Raw genomic sequence first — 17,950 nt, 5'->3', positions numbered from 1 at the left:
AGCGACCGGGTTGGCGCCAGCATATTCGTACGGCCCGCCGCCCTTCACCCGGTCGCGGCCGCGGTGCGGTCTGCGCGTCCGCGAAGGAGCCAGATTCGATGCCAGCAGCCCCCGACAAACCCGTCCTCCTCACCGGAGCCTCCGGCAATCTCGGCCGCGTCCTGGCGCGGGAGCTCACGGCACTGGGCTGGACCCTGCGGCTTACCGACCTCGCCCCCTTCCCGGACCCGCTGCCGGAGCGCGCCAGCTTCACCCGCATGGACCTGGCGGACGGCGTCGGCCTGCTGCGGCTGGCGGAGGGCTGCGGCGCCATCCTGCACTTCGGCGGCATCAGCGTGGAACAGCCCTTCGGCACGGTGCTCGGCCCCAACATCCAGGGCCTTTACCATGTATACGAGGCGGCGCGGCGGGAGGGCGCCCGGGTGATCTTCGCCTCCTCCAACCACTCGATCGGCTTCCATGAACGCCCGCAGGGCAATGCGGCTAAACTCGACGTCGACTGCGCCTTCCGGCCGGACGGCTTCTACGGGCTGTCGAAGGCCTACGGCGAGCTGATGGGCCGCACCTACTGGGACAAGCACGGCGTCGAGAACGTCAATTTCCGCATCGGCTCCTGCTTCCCGGAGCCGACGGAGGCGCGGATGCTGGCGACCTGGCTGTCCTTCGCCGACCTGGTGAGGCTCTGCGAGGCCGCGGTCACCGCGCCGCGCAGCGGCCACTGCGTCATCTGGGCGTGTTCCAACAACCCGGCCAGCTTCTGGGGCCGCGACCACCGCGACCGCATCGGCTGGCAGCCGCGCGGACAGTGCGGAAGCGTACCGCGACAAGGTCGGCCACATCACCTCGGGCAACCCGGTGATCGAGCGCTACCAGGGCGGCGGCTACACCGCGATCGACTATTCCCGCGGCAGGCCCTCGGCGGCGGATGCCTTCGATCTCGACTGAGCCGGGCGCCGCGGCAGCGGGCGCGCTCGTGCTCGGCGCGGCCGGGTGGGAAGCGACGCTGCTGCCCGGGCAGGGCGCCGCCTTCGCCCGGCTGTCCTGCCGCGGCACCGAGGTGCTGGCGCCCCTGCCGCTCGGCGCCGACCCGAATGCGAGCTTCGCCGGCGCCTTCCTGATGGCGCCCTGGACCAATCGGCTGGACGAGGGCCGCCTGCCGGTCGGCGGCACCACCTGGCACCTGCCGGTCAACCGCCCATCCGACGAGACCGCGATCCACGGGCTGGTGCGCGATGCCGCCTGGATGGTGGCCGAAGCCGATGCGTCGCGCGCGGTGCTGCTGCAGCAGGGCGATGCGGAGCAGGTGGGCGTGCCCTGGCACTGGCAGGCGCGGCTGGAGGTGGCGCTCTCGGCGGCGGGCCTCAAGCTCGGCGTCAGCATGACCAATGCCGGCGCGCAGCCCTTCCCCTTCGGCTGCGGCTGGCATCCCTTCTTCGCCAGGCCCGCCGGCACCCGGCTGCGCTTCGCGGCGCGGACGCTGTTCGCGCGCGATGCCCGCTGCCTGCCGATCGCGGCGCAGCCGAGCTCCGGCGTCGATGGCGCGGAGCCGGCCTATGAAGGACTCGACACGCATTTCGCCGGCTGGGACGGCGTGGCCGAGATCGCCCGCCCCGACCTGGCGCTGCGCCTCGAGGCAAGCGGCGCCTGGGGCCGCAACCTGCAGGTCTTCGCGCCGGCCGGCAGCCACATCCTCTGCGTCGAACCCGTCAGCCATGTGCCGGATGCGCCGAACCGGCCGGACTTCGCGCGCTTCGGCCCGCTCGGCCTGCTGGCGCCCGGCGGGACGCTGCGGGCCGCGCTGCGCATCGCCGCCATCGGCTGAGCGCGGATTGCGCGCCGGCCGTGGCGGCGCATGGGAACGCTTGCCGTGTCGTGACGTTGCCAGCCGCAACCGCCACACACGGGATGCAGAATGGCCGGCGTCGCACGCAAATCCGATCCCGCACTCTGGGAGAGCGTGAAGTCCGAGATCACCGCGGGCGACAAGGGCGGCAATCCCGGCCAATGGTCGGCGCGCAAGGCGCAGCTCGCCACCGCCGAGTATAAGCGCCGCGGCGGCGGCTATCTCGGGAAGAAGGCGGCCGACAACCACCTGGCGGCATGGACGCGGGAGGCGTGGGACACGCGTTCGGGCGAGGAGTCGCTCGAGACCGGTGAGCGCTACCTGCCGAAGGCGGCGCGCGAGCGCCTCTCGCCGGAGGAATACGACCGCAGCACCGCCGCCAAGCGCCGCGACCTCAAGGCGGGCCGGCAATTCTCGGCGCAGCCCCGGGATGTCGCGGCCAAGGCCGCGGCGGCGCGGCACAGGCAGGCAGGGAAAGGACACGGCATGGCGGATTCCGGGGATGATGCGGCGCGAGCCTTCCGCGACCTGGTGAACATGGACGCCGCGGCGATGCGCCGCTGGCTGGACACCGAGGAGAGCCGCAGCGTCGGCATGACGCATGAAGGCGAGGACGAGGCGGTCGGCCACCAGTCGGGCCGGCAGATCCTCGGCATCCTCGAAGGCGACGAAGCGGACGAGGCCTTCCGGCACAAGGTGGTCGGCTACATCCGCCGCCACCTGGCCCAGCGGCCGGATGGCGACATCGAGCACACGCGCTGGCGGTATTCACTGATGAACTGGGGACATGATCCGATGCAGGACAGCGACACGCAGGCCGACGGTCACGCCATGCAGGATGAGGCGGAGAAGGACGGCGAGGACATGGCGACGCGGCAGGACGACGAGGCATCGGCGGAGGAGCCCGCCCCGCGCCGTCGCGCCACCCGCACCCGTCGCGCGGCGCCCGAGGCCGAGGCCGAGGCGGCGCCGCGCAAGACCCGCGCCCGCCGTACCGCCAAGAGCGAGGAGCCGGCGGCGCCGCGTGCTCGCCGCGGCACGGCCACCGCGAAGCGTGGCGCCGCCGGTGCCACCGCGGCCGCCGCGAAGGGTGGCCGGGCGAGCGCCGGCACCGCCAAGCGCGGCACCGCCAAGGCCGGGTCGGCCAGGACGGGGGGCGCAGCGCGGCCGGACGGGCGGCGCAGAGCGAGGGCGGCCGCAAAGGCGGCAGCGCCAGTACGCCACGTAAGGCCGCGGCGGCGCGCAGCAACGGCGCCAAGGGCGGCGCGGCGCGCAGCAGCACGGCGCGCGGGACGGGGGCCGCGGCGAAGCGCGCCACTGGCACGACGGCGAAGCGTGCTACGGGTACGGCAGCGAAGCGTGCTACGGGCACGACGGCGAAGCGTGCCACGGGCACGACGGCGAAGCGTACCACCGGTACGGCGACCAAGCGCGCCACTGGCACGACGGCAAAGCGTGCGACGGGCGCGACGAGCAAGCGCACGACCGGCACGACGGCAAAGCGTGCCACGGGCACGACGGCAAAGCGTGCGACGGGCACGACGGGCAAGCGCACCACCGGTACGGCGACCAAGCGCGCCACGGGCACGACGGCAAAGCGTGCGACGGGCGCGACGGGCAAGCGCACCACCGGTACGGCGACCAAGCGCACCACGGGCACGACAGCAAAGCGTGCGACGGGCGCGACGAGCAAGCGCACCACCGGTACGGCGACCAAGCGCACCACGGGCACGACGCCAAAGCGTGCGACGGGCGCGACGGGCAAGCGCACGACCGGCACCGCCGCGAAGCGTGGCGCCGCCGATGGCGCCAAGCGCGCCCCGGCCGCCAAGCGCGGCACGGGTGCTGCGGGCCGCACTGCAGCGGCGGCCAAGGGCGGCCGGTCCAGCGCCGGCAGCCGGCGCGGTAGCCCCGCCCGCGGCCGCGACTGACCACGGGGCGGTCCCCGGGGCATTTGCGGGCCAGGCGCCCGCGATGCTTCGGGCCTGGCCGCGTCCGTGTCGAATCCAGGGACAATTCAACCACGGCGCGGAACCCCGCCGGCGTCCAAGCGGCTTTACACTCCATTGGCTTGCCGCATCGCGTGGTCCATGGTGAACCCTGTCAAGGCTCGCCCAAACGCGCCGCTTCAGGGGTCAAGACACCGCCATGCCCGCCACCACCCCCGCCGAGGACCTGATTTTCGGCCTCACCCGCGTCATCGACCTGCCCGGCCTGACCGCTGCCGGCGGCGCGCCGCTCGGGGCCGAGGACATCGCCGCCATCATCGGCGAGGCCGATCGCTTCGCCCGTGGACTGCTCTGGCCGCATGCCATGGCCGCCGACCGGCACGGCGCGGTCTACGAGAACGGCGTGGTCCGCACGCCGCCGAGCTACAAGCCGGCCTACCAGGCCTGGATCGAGGGCGGCTGGCAGGGCCTCGCCGCCCCGGCCGAGGTGAACGGCATCGAAACCGGCGGGCGAGGAGCCGCCGCAGGCGCTATGGATGGCGGTGGCCGAGCTGGTGACCGCCGGCGACATGTCCTTCAGCCTCTGCCCGCTGCTCAGCATCGGCGCGATCGAGGCGATCGCCCGCTTCGCCTCGCCGGCCCAGCAGGAGGCCTGGCTGCCGAAGCTGGTCAGCGGCGAATGGACCGGCACCATGTGCCTCACCGAGCCGCAGGCCGGCTCCGACCTGTCCCAGGTCCGCACCAAGGCCGAGCCGGACGGCACGGGCGGCTACCGGATCACCGGGCAGAAGATCTACATCACCTGGGGCGAGCACGACCTCACGGATAATACGCTGCACCTGGTCCTGGCGCGGCTGCCGGATGCGCCGCCGGGGACCAAGGGGATCAGCCTCTTCGCCGCGCCGAAGCTGCTGCCGGACGGCACGCGCAATGCGCTGCGCTGCGGCGGGCTCGAGAAGAAGATGGGCATCCATGCCTCCCCCACCTGCGTCATGCTGTTCGAGGGGGCGGAGGCGCAGCGGTGGGCGAGGCCAATCGCGGCCTGAACGCCATGTTCGCCATGATGAACGCCGCCCGGCTCGGCGTCGGGGTCGAGGGCGTGGCGCAGGGCGCGCGGGCGCTCGCGCTGGCCGAGCCCTATGCCGCGCAGCGCATCCAGGGCGGCCAGCCGATCGACCGTCACCCCGACGTGGTGCGCATGCTGGCGGAGATCCGCGCCATCACGCTCGCCGGCCGGCTGCTGGCGCTCGAGGCCGGCGCCGCGCTCGACCGTCATCGCCTGCTGGGCGACGCCGAGGCGGAAGCCCGCGTCGCGCTGCTGACGCCGATCGTGAAGGCCTGGTGCACCGACCGTGGCGTCGACTGCGCCTCGCTCGGCATTCAGGTGCATGGCGGGATGGGCTTCGTCGAGGATACCGGCGCCGCCCAGGTGCTGCGCGACGCGCGCATCGCGCCGATCTACGAGGGCACCAACGGCATCCAGGCGCTGGACCTGGTCGGCCGCAAGCTGTTCCGCGACGGCGGCGCGCATATGCGCGGCCTGCTGGCGGAGGTGACGGCGAGCGACCCGCGGCTGGCGCCGGCGGTCGCGGCGCTGGGCCGCGCCACCGATTGGATGCTCGACCGCGGCCTCCGGGATGCGGATGCCGCGCAGGCCTCGGCCGCGGCCTACCTGGATGCGGCGGGCTGGACCCTTGGCGGCTGGATGCTGGCGCGGGCCGCGGCGGCCGATGGTCGCTACGCGCCGCTCGCCGGCTTCTACCTGGCGCGACTGCTGCCTCGGGCGGCGGCGCGGCTGGCGGAGATCGAGGCGGCGGACAGCCTCCTCGCGCTGATGCCCGCGGCCTGAGGCGGCAGGTGATGTGGCGGCGGGGCCGCGGCTGGCTGGCCTCGCGCCGCCCGATGCTGTTTTATTGCGCAGCAGGACACTTGCGGATGGGGCTCCCGGCCGCATCTGCCGAACACCCATGACAATGTGCAGGACACGCCGCCGCGCATGAACGCTCCGCTCGCCGCCCCCGCCCTGAAGGCCAGCCGTCCGCGCGTCGCCATCGTCGGTGCCGGCCCCGGCGGCCTCGCCGCCGCCATGCTGCTGGCGGCGCAGGGCGCGCAGGTCACGATCTTCGAGAAGGACAAGGTCGTCGGCGGCCGCACCCGGACGCTGGCGACGCCGGAGGGCTTCCGCTTCGACCTCGGCCCGACCTTCTTCCTCTATCCCCGCGTCATCGCCGAGATCTTCCAGAGCGTCGGCGCCCGGCTGGAGGACGAGGTGAAGCTGATGCGGGTCGACCCGCTCTACCGGCTGTTCTTCGAGGGCGCCGCCAGCATCGACGCCACCGCCGACCCGGTGCGGATGGAAGCCGAGATCGCCAAGCTCTGCCCGCAGGACGCCAAGGGCTTCCGCGGCTTCATCGCCGAGAACCGCGCCAAGCTCGACGTCTTCCGGCCGGTGCTGGAGAAGCCCTTCGCCTCGATCTTCCGCTTCCTGCATCCGGAGGTGCTGAAGAGCCTGCCGCTGCTGCGGCCGCACAGCACGGTGGACAAGGACCTGGCGCGGCATTTCAGCCATCCGCTGGTGCGGCTCGCCTTCTCCTTCCAGACCAAGTACCTCGGGATGTCGCCGTTCCGCTGCCCGAGCCTCTTCACCATCCTCAGCTTCCTCGAATACGAGCACGGCATCTGGCATATCGAGGGCGGCTGCGGCTCGATCTCGGACGCCATGGCGCGGGTCGCCGAGCGGCTCGGCGCCGAGATCCGCTTCGAGGCGCCGGTCGAGTGCATCGCCTTCGACGGCCGCCGGGCGACCGGGCTGACCGTGGGCGGGGTGCATCACGCCGCCGACGCGGTGATCGTGAATGCCGATTTCGCGCATTCCATGCCCTACCTGGTGCCGCAGCCGCTGCGGCCGCGCTGGAAGGACGCCAAGATCGAGACGGCGCGCTATTCCTGCTCGACCTTCATGCTCTATCTCGGGATCGAGGGATCATACCCGGATCTGGCGCATCACACGGTGATGCTGTCCGAGGGCTATGAGCGGAACATCCGCCGCTCGAGACCGGAATCCTGCCGGACCAGCCCAGCCTCTACCTGCACAACCCCAGCATCCTCGATCCCAGCATGGCGCCGCCCGGGCATTCGGCGCTGTACCTGCTGGTGCCGGTGCCGAACCTGCGCGATGCCAAGGCGCAGGGGCTCGACTGGCGGGAGGAGGCGCCGCGCTTCCGCCGGCTGGTGCTCGACCGGCTGGCCAAGCTCGGGCTCGGCGATCTCGAATCCCGCATCCGCTACGAGCGCGTGGTCACGCCGCTTGAATGGCGCGACGAATACGCGGTCGGGCACGGGGCGACCTTCAACCTCAGCCACGACCTGTCGCAGATGCTGTGCTTCCGGCCGCAGAACCGCTTCGTGGGGACCGAGGGCGTCTACCTCGTCGGCGGCGGCACGCATCCCGGCAGCGGGCTGCCGGTGATCTACGAAGGCGCGCGGATCACCACGCGGCTGCTGGCCGAGGATCTCGGCCTGCGGCCCGGGCCGGCGGTGCCGTCCGTGGGCGGCCTCGCGCCGGCGCTGGAGCCGGCGCGCTGAAGGCATTGGGAGCCGGCGTCCAAGCCGGCGCGGTGGATGAACCGGGCGCCGCCGTCACGGCCGGCGCCCTGACGAGACGACGAGGGAGGATTTGCCATGACCTCGCATGTGGTGGTGGTGGGCGCCGGGCTCGGCGGCCTGGCCGCGGCGGCGACGGCGGCGGCGCGCGGTCACCGGGTGACGGTGCTCGACAAGAACCCCTGGCTGGGCGGCAAGGCGGCGGTGCTGAACCTGCCGGACCCCGAGCGCCCGGGCAGCAACCAGGGCTTCCGCTTCGACATGGGGCCGACCATCCTGACAGTGCCGCGGGTGCTGCGCCGCATCTATGCGGAGGCCGGGCGCGACCAGGCGGCCGACCTGCCGCTGATCAGGCTCGACCCGCAATGGCGCTGCTTCTTCGACGACAACACGCGGATCGACCTGATCGAGAACGTGGACGCCATGGCGCGGTCGATGGACGCCTTCGCGCCGGGGACCGGGCAGGGGGACGGCTACCGCCGCTTCCAGCAGGTCGCCGAGAAGCTGCACGAGGTGTCGGAGAAATTCTTCTTCTGGAAGCCGGTCGAGGGGATCGGCGACACCATGGACATGCGGGCCAATTTCAACCCCGACACCATGCGCGACGTCATGGCGCTGCGCATGGGCCAGACGGTGGCGAAGGTGATCCGCGGCCATGTGCCGGATGCGCGGCTGGCGCAGATGCTGGACCATTTCTGCCGAGTATGTCGGCTCCTCTCCCTATCTCGCGCCGGCGGTGCTGTGCAGCATCGGCGACATGCAGGCGACCGAGGGCGTCTGGTACCCGAAGGGCGGCACCCGCGCCGTCGCGGTGGGCCTGGCCAAGCTCGCCGCCGATCTCGGCGCCGACCTCCGGCCGGGCGTCGAGGTCACCGGCTTCGACATCGAGAACGGCGCGGTGCGCGCAGTGAAGACAGCGTCGGGCGAGCGGATCGCCTGCGACGCCGTCATCTCCAACATGGACGCCATCCGCACCTACAAGGAAGCTGGTCGGCGGCGAGACCGGCCGGAAATACGCGAAGAAGGGGTTCGAGCCGGCCTGTTCCGGCGTCGTGCTCTATCTCGGCCTGCGCAAGCGCTACGAGCATCTGGCGCACCATTGCTTCGTCTTCTCCCGCGATGCGGAGGAGGAGTTCGACGCGATCTACAAGAAGGGCGTCCCGGCGCCCGACCCGACCGCCTATCTCGCGGCGCCCTCCTGTTCCGACGACACCGTGGCGCCGGAGGGCGGGGAGGCGCTGTACGTGCTGGTGCACACGCCGCATCTGCGGCCCGGGCACGACTGGGCGAAGATGTTCCCCCTACCGCCAGGCCATCCTCGACAAGCTGAAGCGTACCGCGGGGATGGAGGACATCGAGGAGCGGATCGTGGTCGAGCAGGCGTTGACGCCGGTCGACATCCACGGAGCGCTACAAGGTGCTGGACGGCGCCATCTACGGCCTCGCCAGCCATGGCCGCTGGACCGGCGCCTTCAAGCCCGGCAACCGCTCGAAGCAGGTCAAGGGCCTGTACCTGGCCGGCGGCGCGGCGCATCCGGGCCCGGGCATGCCGATGGTGATGATGTCCGGCTGGATCGCCGCCGATGCGCTGGACCAGGATCTCGGCGGGCGGGGGATGAGCGCCGAGGCCGAGGCGGCCGGGCAGCGCGACGCGCTGCGGGCCCGGCTGGCGGCCGAGTAGCCATGGAAGCGGGGCGCAAGGGGGAGGGGGCCTCGCCGGTCGCGCTGTTCTCCCCGGCGCGCTTCGCCTCTACCGCTTCATGTTCGCCGGCTTCGCCGCCAGGCACCTGCGCGCGGTGCGGGTGGCCACCTGGGGATTGCCGCCGCCGGACCAGCCCGGCCGGCCGCTGGTGGTCTATGCCAACCACCCCTCCTGGTGGGACGGCGTGGCCTTCATGCTCTATTCGACCGAGCTCTTCCCGGGGCGGCGGATGTTCATCCCGATGGAGGCCGAGGCGCTGAAGCGCTACGGCTTCATGACGCGGATCGGCGTCTTCGGGGTGGAGCAGCAATCGGCGCGCGGGGCGGTCGCCTTCCTGCGCACGGCGAAGGCGGTGCTGGCCGAGCCCGGCGCCATGCTGTGGATGAACGCCCCGGGCCGCTTCATGGATGTGCGCGAACGCCCGGTGCCGATGGCGCCTGGGCTGGTGCGGCTGGCCGAGCTTGCGCCCGAGGCCCGCTTCCTGCCGATGGCGATCGAGTATCCCTTCTGGTCCGAGCGCGCCGCCGAGATGCTCTGCGGCTATGGCCCGCCGATCGAGGGCGCGGCGCTCGCCGCGATGAGCCGGGAGGCGCGGAGCGATGCGCTGGCCCGGGCGTTGGAGGCCGGCATGGACCGCCTCGCCGAGGATGCGATCGCCCGCGACCCGACACGCTTCCGTCCCGTGCTGCGCGGCCGCGAAGGCATGGGCGGCATCTACGAGCGCTGGCGGCATGCCCTGGCGGTCGCACGCGGCAAGCCCTTCGACCCCCGCCACGACCCAAGCGCCGGAGAAAGCGCATGAAGATCCAAAAGAACAACCCGGGGGCACGGGGGGACGACTTTCCCCCTGTTGTTTTGTCCTGATGGATTGGACGTGGCTTTGCCTTGGCCTGACGGCCTTGCCTGCCTCGATCGGACTGCACAACCTGCGCCGCCTGCCGAGCCTGACCGGTGACCGTGCCGAGGGCCTCGTCTCCGTCCTGATTCCCGCCCGCGACGAGGCCGCCAATATCGAGGCCTGCGTGACGGCCGCCCTGGCCAGCCGCGGCGTCGCGGTCGAGGTCGGGTGATGGACGACGGCTCGACCGACGGCACCGCCTGGGATCGTCCGCCGCCTGGCCGCGGCCGACCCCGCGTCCGCCTGGCCGCGGCGCCGCCGCTGCCGCCGGACTGGACCGGCAAGGTGCATGCCTGCGCCCGCTTGGCCGAGGCAGCGCGCGGCGACTGGCTGCTCTTCATCGATGCCGATGTGCGGCTGGCTCCCGGCGCCGCGGCGGCGATGGCGGCGCATGCGGCGGAGAAGCGACTTGCCATGGTCAGCGGCGTGCCGCGGCAGTTGATCGGCAGCCTGGGGAGGCGCTGACGGTGCCGGGGATCAACTTCCTCCTGCTCGGCTACCTGCCGGGCGGCGGCCGGGCGGAGAGCCGGCGGCCCGACTCTGGCGGCGGCCTGCGGCCAACTCGTGCTTTGCGAGCGGCGGGCCTACGAGTCCATCGGCGGCCATGGCGCGGTGCGGCGGGTGCTGCACGAAGGCCTGGCCCTGGCCCGGCTGTTCCGCGCCGAGGGCCACCGGACCGAGGTGGTGGACGGCGCGCCGCTGGCGACCTGCCGGATGTATCGCGGCCTCGCCGAATGCTGGGGCGGCTTCCTGAAGAATGCGCGCGAGGGCATGGCCACCCCGCTCGGCCTGCCGATCTGGACCGTGCTGCTGGCCGGGGCGCATCTCTGGCCCTGGGCGCTGCTGCCGGAGATGCAGGCCATCCTGGCGATCGCGCTGATGCTGGCGCTGCGGGCGGCGGTGACGATCCGGGCGCGGGAGCCCTGGTGGACCATCCCGCTGCACCCCGCGACCATGCTGGTGGCGCTGGCGATCCAGTGGTGGGCCATGGCCCGGTGGCTGATGGGCCGGCCGGCGGGCTGGAAAGGCCGCGCATATCCGGCCACAAAGGCGGCATGAATGCTCCGGCGCCCGTAACAGCAAGCCTCGCCGTCTCCGCGACGCCGACCCGCGACCACGACGCGGAGAATTTCCGACCGCCTCCCTGCTGCTGGCCAAGCCGCTGCGGGCCAAGGTGATGGCCTTCTACCGCTTCGTCCGCGTCGCCGACGACATCGGCGACAGCCCCGACCTTGAAGCCGAGGAGAAGATCCGCCGGCTCGACGCCATGGAGCGGGCGCTGGACGACCCGGCGACGGGCCTGCCCGAGGCCGCAGCGATGCACCGCGAGGGCGTCGGCGTGACGGAGGCGCGGCTGATGCTCTCGGCCTTCCGCCAGGATGCGGTGAAGACCCGCTATGCCGACTGGGCGGAGCTCGAGGATTATTGCCGCCGCTCGGCCGACCCGGTCGGGCGGATGCTGCTGCGGCTGCACGGCGATGGCGGCAACGCCGCGGCCAATGCCGCGGCGGACGGGCTCTGCACCGCGCTGCAGGTGCTGAACCACCTGCAGGACCTGGTGCCCGACCGGGCCGCGCTCGACCGGATCTACCTGCCGGAGCCCTGGATGGCGATCGCCGGCGGCGAGCAGGCCTTCTTCGATCCTGGCAATGCGCAGCGGCGGCGCGAGGTGCTGGATGCGGCGCTCGACCGGGTCGAGGAGCAACTGGACCGCGCCAGCGCCCTGCCGCGGCTGCTGCGCTCCCGCCGGCTGGCGATCCAGTCCGCGATGACCATCGGCTGCGGCCGCCGCCTGCTGGCGCGGCTGCGGAAGGCCGACCCGGTGCTGGGGCGCGTCGCGCTGTCGAAGGCGGACTTCGCCAAGGCGCTCGCCGGGGCCCTCTCGCTGGGCCCGAAGGATGCGCCGATCGTGGCGTCCCGCGTCTCCCGCGCCGGGTCGTCCTTCGCCCGTGGCATGGCGGCGCTGAAGGGCGGGCGGCGGCGGGCGCTCTGGGGCGTCTATGCCTTCTGCCGCTCGGTCGACGACATCGCCGACGGTGCCATGCCGGAAGCCGAGAAGCGCCGGTTCCTCGCCGACTGGCGGCGCAAGCTGGTGGCGCCGGATTGCGTGCTGAGCCGCGAGCTGGCCTTCGCGCGGGAGGCCTATGGCGTGCCGCTGTCGGAATGCGAGGCGATGATCTCCGGCATGGAGACCGACAGCGCCGACCGGCTGCGGCTGCAGACCGAGGCCGATCTCGACCTCTATTGCCGGCAGGTCGCCGGCAGCGTCGGCGCGATGAGCGTCCGCATCTTCGGCGCGCCGGAGGCCGAGGAGCTTCGGCCTGGCGCTGGGCCACACCTTCCAGCTCACCAATATCCTGCGCGACGTCGACGAGGATGCGATGCGCGAGCGGGTCTACATCCCGCGCGACCTGCTGGATGCCGCCGGCATCCCGGATGGCCCCGCCACGGAGATCGTCGCCCACCCGGCCTTCGCCGGCATCTGCGCCCGGCTCGGCGCGCGGGCGGCCGAGGGCTTCGCCGCCGCCGAGCGCGACATCCGCGCCTATGACCCGCAGGCGCTGCTGCCGGCGGCCGTCATGATGTGGGGCTACCGGCGATTGATGGACCGGCTGGTGCAGCGCGGCTGGGCCGGGGCGCGGCCGCGGCCGAAGCTGACCAAGGGCGAGAAGCTGCGCATGGCCTGGATGGCGCTGGGCTTCGGCCGCACGCCATGACCGTGCACGTCATCGGTGCCGGGGTCGCGGGCCTCGCCGCCGCGCTGGCGCTTGCCGAGGCCGGTCGGCCCGTTCTCCTGCACGAATCCGCGCCGAATGCCGGCGGCCGCTGCCGTGCCCTGCCGGACGGCACTGACAACGGCACCCATGCGTTGCTCGGCGCCAACACCGCCGCGCTCGGCCTGCTGCGGCGGATCGGTGCGCTGGAGGGCTGGGTGGAGCCGGAGCCGGCCGGACTGCCGGTGCTCGACCTGCGGGATGGCCGCGCCTTCCGCGTCGCGCTCTCGCCGCTCGGCTGGGGCAATCCGACATTGCGCCCGCCGGGCTTCTCGGGCGGGGCGCTGCTGGCGCTGGCCGGGCTGGCACTGCCCCGGCGGGACCGCGCGGTCGGACCGGCCATGGCGGCGCACCCGGAATTCCTCCGCGGCTTCGTCGACCCGCTGGTTGTCGCCGCGCTGAACACGCCGGTCGGGGAGGCATCGGCGAACCGGCTCGGCGCGGTGCTGCGGCGCCTGGGCGGGCGCGGCGCGACGCGGCTGCTGGTGGCGCGCAGCGGCCTCGGCCCCGACCTGGTCGCGCCCGCCCTGGCCGCCATCGAGCGCGCCGGCGGGACGATCCGCTTCGGCGCCGGCTGCGCCGGCTGGTGGTGCAGGGTGGGCGTGCCGCCGGGCTCGACTTCGGCGAGGATGCGGTGACGCTCGGCACCGGCGACGCCGCGGTGCTGGCGACCCCGCCCTGGGAGAGCCAGCGCCTGCTGCCGCATCTCGAGACACCCGCCGGCTACGCGCCGATCGTCAATCTGCATTACGCGCGGCCCGGCCCACGGGCCGGTGCGCTTCATCGGCATGCTGGATGCGCTCTGCCAATGGGTGCTGGTGCGGCCGGCGGGGTAAGCGTGACGGTCAGCGCCGGCGACGACGCGGCGCGGGAGGACCAGGCGACCCTCGGCCCGCGCGCCTGGGCGGAGCTGCGCCAGGCGGCGCTGGCCTTCGGGCTCGATGGCGACTGGCCGGAGGCGCCGCCGCCCTGCCGCGTGGTCAAGGAACGCCGCGCCACGCCGCGCCACACGCCCGGGCCGCCGCTGCGGCCGCCGCGGCTGCCGCTGGCGAACCTCGCTTTGGCCGGCGACTGGACCGACCCGCTGCTGCCGGCGACGATCGAGGCCTCGGTCCGCAGCGGGGAGGCGGCGGCGAAGGCCCTGCTGCGCTGACGCCGATGGATTGCCCATGCGTGGCGTGGCGCGATTGGCCGACGGCCGCGCCGCTGGTAGCGTCGGAAGGTCCGGGGCGAAGGGAGGACGACATGGCGGGGTTCGTCGGCGCGCAGCATGGATCCCACGATGCGGCCTTCGTGCAGGGCTGGGCCGACCGCTTCGTCCCGTCGCCGCCACGGCTGGCGCTGTTCGACATGGTCCACGACCAGATCCGCCGGCATGCGGCGGGCGACCCCGACGTCCTCGAGCTCGGCCTCGGCCCCGGCTACATGGCCCGGCACATCCTCGAACGGGATGCGGGGCTACGCTACGAGGGCCTCGACTTCTCCACGGTCTTCTTCGACGTGGCGCGGCGGACGCTCGGCGGCCTGGCGCCGCGGGTCACCTTCACCCAGGCCGACCTGATGGACCAGTCCTGGCCGACCCGGCTGGCCCGCCGGCCCCGGGCCATCATCTCGACCTGGGCGCTGCATGACCTCGGCAGCCAGCAGGCGGTGGCCGATGTCTATGCACGCTGCTTCGAAACACTGCCGCCGGGCGGCGTGCTCGTGAACGGCGACTTCATCAAGCCCGACGGCACCGCCTGGACCTACGAGCCCGGCCGCTTCGAGGTCGCGCGCCACCTGGAGATGCTGCGCCGGGTGGGCTTCGCCGATCCGCAGTCCTTGCACCACTTCGAGGTCGAGACCGACACCCCGACGGCGGCGCAGAACTATGCGTGCCTCGTCGCGGTGAAGTAGCGCGGCCGCGACCTTCCCCGACCGGGCTGTGCGGATGCTGTCGCCCCGCCCCGAACAGGAGCAATCCTTGCCCGACGCCATCGCGCCCGCCGGGACGACCGCGGATCCCGCCGCCACCCTCGCGGTCTTGCGCGTCGTGGCCCGGCGCGACGGCGCCCTGCCGCTTGACCGCCGCCGCGCCCTGTTGCGCGCCATGGCCGCGCTGCTGCTGCGCCGGGCGGAGGATGTCGCCGCCGCGCTCGACGCCGATTACGGCGGCCGCAGCCCGGAGGAGACGCTGCTCGCCGAGGTGAAGCTGACCGTGGACGCCGCCCGCCACAGCGCCGCCCGCCTGCACGCCTGGGCGAAGCCGCGCCGCGCCGGGGTGCCCTTTCCTTCCGCCCCGCCCGCGCCGCGGTGGAGCCGGTGGCGAAGGGCGTGGTCGGCATCATGGCGCCCTGGAACTACCCGCTGCAGCTCGCCCTGCTGCCCGCCGTCGATGCCATCGCCGCCGGCAACCGCGTGGCGATCAAGCCGGCCGAGGCGACCCCGCGCACCGCCGCCCTGCTGGACGACCTCGTCGCCGAGGCCTGGGGGCCGGAGGTCGCCGGGGTGGTCCAGGGCGGCCCGGAGGTCGCCGCCGCCTTCGCCGCACAGCCCTGGGACCACCTCGTCTTCACCGGCGGCACCGAGACCGGGCGCCGCGTGATGCTGGCCGCCGCCGCCAACCTCGTCCCGCTGACGCTCGAGCTCGGCGGCAAGTGCCCGGCGCTGGTCCTGCCCGGCGCCGACCTGGCCCAGGCGGCGCAGGCGATCCTGGCGGGGAAGGTGGTGAATGCCGGGCAGACCTGCATCGCGCCGGACACCGTCCTGCTGGTCGGCCACGCGCCCGCGGATTTCGCGGCGGCCTGCCGGGCGACGGGGATCGGCCTGCCCGACACGGTGATGGTCAATGACCGTCAGGCGGCGCGGCTGGAGACGCTCTGCGAGGGCGCGACGCTGACGCCGCTGGCGCCGCACGGGACCGGCCGCCGGCGCGCGCTGGCGCTGGCCGAGGCACCGCCCGGCCATCCCCTGCACGCGACGGAGATCTTCGGCCCGGTGCTGGCGGTGCAGACGCTGCCCGACCTGGCCGCCGCGATCGCCTGGATCGCCGAACGCCCGCGCCCGCTGGCGGTCTACCTGTTCGGCGCGATGCGGGAGGAGGAAGCTGCGGTCGCGGCCGGCACGCGGAGCGGCGCCCTCGTCGCTGGCCGCTGCATCGAATACGCCGCCTTCCCCGACCTGCCCTTCGGCGGCACCGGCGCCTCCGGCTTTGGCCGGCGGAACGGGGAGGCGGGGTTCCTGGAGTTCAGCCTGCTGCGCGCCCGGGTGACGCATGGCCGCTGGAGCCTCTCGCGCCTGCTCGATCCGCCGCGCGGCGAGCGGGGCAGGGGGCTGATCCGACGCATCCTGCGGTAGCGCGAACCCGCAAGCCGCAGCGGCGTTCGTCCGCGGATCATTCCCCGGAGATGTCATGCCGCTGCATCCGACCACCCGACGAGGCGCGCTCCTCGGCACGCTGGCCCTGGCAGGCTGCCAGACAACCGCCATGGACCTCGCCGGTACCGGGACCGTCGCCGGCGCCAGCAGCGGCTCGGGGCGCCCGCGGCGCTGCTCAGCGCCAACAAGGCGGACCAGCCCATGGGCTCGGTGGTGCAGGCGCTGATCGACCTCGGCGCCAAGCCGGTCTCGACCCTGACCGTCGAGCAGGCGCGCCGGCAGCCCAGCATGGCCGATGCGGTGCGCCGGGTGCAGGTGCAGCAGGGCGTGCCCACCGTGCCGCGGCCCGTCGCCCGGGTGCAGGACCTCTCGATCCCCAGCCGCAACGGGCCCATCCCCGCCCGGGCCTATATCCCGGAGACCGGCCGCGGGCCTCTGCCGCTGATCGTCTACTGGCATGGCGGCGGCTGGGTCATCGCCGACCTCGACACCTACGACGCCTCCGCCCGGGCGCTGGCGGCCGAGACCGGGGCGGTGGTCCTGTCCTGCCACTACCGCCAGGCGCCCGAGCACAAATCCCGGCCGCGCATGACGATGCGCTGGTCGCCTATGCCTGGGCCCTTGGCGCGGCCCAGCGGCTCGGCGCCGACCGCCGCCGCGTCGCCCTGGCCGGCGAGAGCGCCGGCGGCAACCTGGCGATCGCCACCGCCATGGGCATCCGCGACCAGCGCCTGCCCATGCCCGCGCACATGCTGCTGGTCTATCCGGTGGCGGGCACCGATACCCGCACGCCCTCCTACCTCGAGAATACCGCCGCCGTGCCGCTCGGGCGCGACGACGTCCTGTGGTTCGTCGACAAGCTGACCCGCTCGCCGCTCGACCTGCAGGACCCGCGGCTGGACGTGGTGGGCAAGGCCGACCTGCGCGGCCTGCCGCCGGCCACCATCATCAATGCCGGGATCGACCCGCTGCGCTCGGACGGCGAGATGCTGGCGCGGAAACTCCAGGCCGCAGGCGTGCCGGCGGTGCAGCGGACCTGGCCGGGGGCGACGCACGAGTTCTTCGGCCTGGCGCCGGTGGTGCCGGACGCGACCGAGGCGCAGCGTTTCGCCGCGATGCGGCTGCGGGAGCGTTCGGCGGCACGCCGATGGCGAGCCGCTAGCCGCGCGGGGCGGGGGAGCCCCGTCCCAGGCCCTCCCGGGGCCGCTTCAGGCGGCGACGCAGCCGGTCGGCTTCACCTTCCGCACGGTGCTGGCGGGATGCTTCAGCAGCTTCTCGGCGGGGCGGATGGGGCGGCGGACGAGCTCGCCCGTGCAATTGGGACAGCGGCCGGCCAGCACCGCCTCGGCGCAGGCGGCGCAGAAGGTGCATTCATAGGAGCAGATCCGGGCCTCAAGGCTCGCCGGCGGCAGGTCGGTGCCGCAGCATTCGCAACAAGGGCGGAGTTCGAGCATCGCTGGGACCTTCCCGGTGTGGCATCGAACCCTCCGCGCCCGGCCCGCCCGGGTCAAGCGCGGCGAACTCCCGCCCGCCGGAGCGCGTTGACCGCGGCATGAGCGACAAGACAGCCCCCAAGCCCACCCGCTCCGGCGAGCCGCCGGATGACCCCGGCCGCATCGCCCCTGACCAGCGTCAGGGTCTCGAGCGCGCCAGCGGCACCATCGACCGCCCGATCGGCACCGACGACGCCCAGCCCGGCGACCGCGCCGAGCGCGCCGCCCAGCTGGGCGGCCCGATCGACATCTTCCCGACGCGGCGCGACCGCAGCGGCCTGGAAGAGCCGCTCGGCACCGAGGACCCGACGCCCGACCCGAAGACCTGACC

General features: G+C 73.5%; 19 protein-coding genes and 4 pseudogenes. 20 read left to right on the top strand and 3 right to left on the bottom strand.

Annotated features, from left to right (window positions below; translation table 11 throughout):
• Nucleotides 1–98 precede the first annotated feature (98 nt).
• From ACQ86J_RS09445 to ACQ86J_RS09435, 3 genes and pseudogenes are all read left to right on the top strand, one after another.
• Nucleotides 99–1,118: an NAD-dependent epimerase/dehydratase family protein gene (locus ACQ86J_RS09445; protein WP_431270917.1), complete on the top strand. Its 1,020-nt coding sequence runs from the start codon at nucleotides 99–101 to the stop codon at nucleotides 1,116–1,118.
• Nucleotides 1,058–1,822, top strand: coding sequence for an aldose epimerase (locus tag ACQ86J_RS09440; protein ID WP_431270916.1), 765 nt, complete (start codon nucleotides 1,058–1,060; stop codon nucleotides 1,820–1,822). The genes ACQ86J_RS09445 and ACQ86J_RS09440 overlap by 61 nt, the downstream gene beginning before the upstream one ends.
• Before the next feature lie 90 nt (nucleotides 1,823–1,912).
• Nucleotides 1,913–2,560 (top strand): annotated as a pseudogene (locus ACQ86J_RS09435) (DUF3140 domain-containing protein); the annotation flags it as partial.
• 107 nt (nucleotides 2,561–2,667) lie between these two features.
• On the opposite strand, the gene ACQ86J_RS09430 reads toward ACQ86J_RS09435, so the two are convergent.
• A complete protein-coding gene (locus ACQ86J_RS09430) occupies nucleotides 2,668–2,976 on the bottom strand; it encodes a hypothetical protein (protein WP_431272811.1) in 309 nt (102 codons plus the stop codon).
• A 970-nt stretch (nucleotides 2,977–3,946) separates the two neighbouring features.
• The gene (locus ACQ86J_RS09425) at nucleotides 3,947–4,174 is read right to left on the bottom strand and encodes a hypothetical protein (protein WP_431270915.1); all 228 of its coding nucleotides are present in this window, start codon (nucleotides 4,172–4,174) and stop codon (nucleotides 3,947–3,949) included.
• Nucleotides 4,175–4,328: 154 nt separating this feature from the next.
• Here ACQ86J_RS09425 and ACQ86J_RS09420 point away from each other — a divergent pair, with 154 nt between their 5' ends.
• From ACQ86J_RS09420 to ACQ86J_RS09345, 16 genes and pseudogenes are all read left to right on the top strand, one after another.
• A complete protein-coding gene (locus ACQ86J_RS09420) occupies nucleotides 4,329–4,838 on the top strand; it encodes an acyl-CoA dehydrogenase family protein (RefSeq protein WP_431270914.1) in 510 nt (169 codons plus the stop codon).
• A complete protein-coding gene (locus ACQ86J_RS09415; RefSeq protein WP_431270913.1) occupies nucleotides 4,814–5,641 on the top strand; it encodes an acyl-CoA dehydrogenase family protein in 828 nt (275 codons plus the stop codon). The genes ACQ86J_RS09420 and ACQ86J_RS09415 overlap by 25 nt, the downstream gene beginning before the upstream one ends.
• Before the next feature lie 147 nt (nucleotides 5,642–5,788).
• Nucleotides 5,789–7,261 carry a phytoene desaturase family protein gene (locus tag ACQ86J_RS09410; RefSeq protein WP_431270912.1) on the top strand — a complete coding sequence of 491 codons (1,473 nt, stop codon included), beginning with the start codon at nucleotides 5,789–5,791 and terminating at the stop codon, nucleotides 7,259–7,261.
• A 212-nt stretch (nucleotides 7,262–7,473) separates the two neighbouring features.
• Nucleotides 7,474–7,650 (top strand): annotated as a pseudogene (locus tag ACQ86J_RS09405) (FAD-dependent oxidoreductase); the annotation flags it as partial.
• 400 nt (nucleotides 7,651–8,050) lie between these two features.
• On the top strand, nucleotides 8,051–8,725 hold the full coding sequence (locus tag ACQ86J_RS09400) for a phytoene desaturase family protein (RefSeq protein WP_431270911.1): 675 nt from the start codon (nucleotides 8,051–8,053) through the stop codon (nucleotides 8,723–8,725).
• Nucleotides 8,726–8,812: 87 nt separating this feature from the next.
• Nucleotides 8,813–9,076 (top strand): hypothetical protein, encoded by a 264-nt coding sequence (locus tag ACQ86J_RS09395; protein WP_431270910.1) that lies wholly within the window; start codon nucleotides 8,813–8,815, stop codon nucleotides 9,074–9,076.
• A gap of 79 nt (nucleotides 9,077–9,155) precedes the next feature.
• Nucleotides 9,156–9,899, top strand: coding sequence for a lysophospholipid acyltransferase family protein (locus ACQ86J_RS09390; RefSeq protein WP_431270909.1), 744 nt, complete (start codon nucleotides 9,156–9,158; stop codon nucleotides 9,897–9,899).
• Between the two features lie 97 nt (nucleotides 9,900–9,996).
• Nucleotides 9,997–10,167, top strand: coding sequence for a hypothetical protein (locus ACQ86J_RS09385; protein WP_431270908.1), 171 nt, complete (start codon nucleotides 9,997–9,999; stop codon nucleotides 10,165–10,167).
• A complete protein-coding gene (locus tag ACQ86J_RS09380; protein WP_431270907.1) occupies nucleotides 10,167–10,460 on the top strand; it encodes a glycosyltransferase family A protein in 294 nt (97 codons plus the stop codon). The genes ACQ86J_RS09385 and ACQ86J_RS09380 overlap by 1 nt, the downstream gene beginning before the upstream one ends.
• A gap of 99 nt (nucleotides 10,461–10,559) precedes the next feature.
• Nucleotides 10,560–11,054 carry a hypothetical protein gene (locus tag ACQ86J_RS09375; RefSeq protein WP_431270906.1) on the top strand — a complete coding sequence of 165 codons (495 nt, stop codon included), beginning with the start codon at nucleotides 10,560–10,562 and terminating at the stop codon, nucleotides 11,052–11,054.
• A gap of 118 nt (nucleotides 11,055–11,172) precedes the next feature.
• Nucleotides 11,173–12,712 (top strand): annotated as a pseudogene (locus ACQ86J_RS09370) (squalene/phytoene synthase family protein).
• Nucleotides 12,709–13,407 (top strand): FAD-dependent oxidoreductase, encoded by a 699-nt coding sequence (locus tag ACQ86J_RS09365; protein WP_431270905.1) that lies wholly within the window; start codon nucleotides 12,709–12,711, stop codon nucleotides 13,405–13,407. Before ACQ86J_RS09370 ends, ACQ86J_RS09365 begins: the two are co-directional and overlap by 4 nt.
• Nucleotides 13,356–13,922, top strand: coding sequence for an FAD-dependent oxidoreductase (locus ACQ86J_RS09360; protein WP_431270904.1), 567 nt, complete (start codon nucleotides 13,356–13,358; stop codon nucleotides 13,920–13,922). Before ACQ86J_RS09365 ends, ACQ86J_RS09360 begins: the two co-directional genes overlap by 52 nt.
• Nucleotides 13,923–14,014: 92 nt before the next feature.
• The gene (locus ACQ86J_RS09355) at nucleotides 14,015–14,665 is read left to right on the top strand and encodes a class I SAM-dependent methyltransferase (protein ID WP_431270903.1); all 651 of its coding nucleotides are present in this window, start codon (nucleotides 14,015–14,017) and stop codon (nucleotides 14,663–14,665) included.
• Between the two features lie 405 nt (nucleotides 14,666–15,070).
• Nucleotides 15,071–16,105 carry an aldehyde dehydrogenase family protein gene (locus ACQ86J_RS09350; protein ID WP_431270902.1) on the top strand — a complete coding sequence of 345 codons (1,035 nt, stop codon included), beginning with the start codon at nucleotides 15,071–15,073 and terminating at the stop codon, nucleotides 16,103–16,105.
• A gap of 222 nt (nucleotides 16,106–16,327) precedes the next feature.
• Nucleotides 16,328–17,130 (top strand): annotated as a pseudogene (locus ACQ86J_RS09345) (alpha/beta hydrolase); the annotation flags it as partial.
• A 204-nt stretch (nucleotides 17,131–17,334) separates the two neighbouring features.
• Here the strand turns inward: ACQ86J_RS09345 and ACQ86J_RS09340 are convergent.
• Nucleotides 17,335–17,580 (bottom strand): DUF1272 domain-containing protein, encoded by a 246-nt coding sequence (locus ACQ86J_RS09340; RefSeq protein ID WP_431272350.1) that lies wholly within the window; start codon nucleotides 17,578–17,580, stop codon nucleotides 17,335–17,337.
• A gap of 98 nt (nucleotides 17,581–17,678) precedes the next feature.
• Here ACQ86J_RS09340 and ACQ86J_RS09335 point away from each other — a divergent pair, with 98 nt between their 5' ends.
• Complete coding sequence (locus tag ACQ86J_RS09335) at nucleotides 17,679–17,948, top strand: hypothetical protein (RefSeq protein WP_431270901.1); 270 nt, start codon at nucleotides 17,679–17,681, stop codon at nucleotides 17,946–17,948.
• The last annotated feature ends 2 nt before the right edge of the window (nucleotides 17,949–17,950 follow it).

Source organism: Dankookia sp. P2 (assembly GCF_050632255.1).
GTDB lineage: Bacteria > Pseudomonadota > Alphaproteobacteria > Acetobacterales > Acetobacteraceae > Paracraurococcus.
Note: the sequence above shows the minus strand (reverse complement) of the source record. Positions and strands in the feature narration are given on the sequence as shown.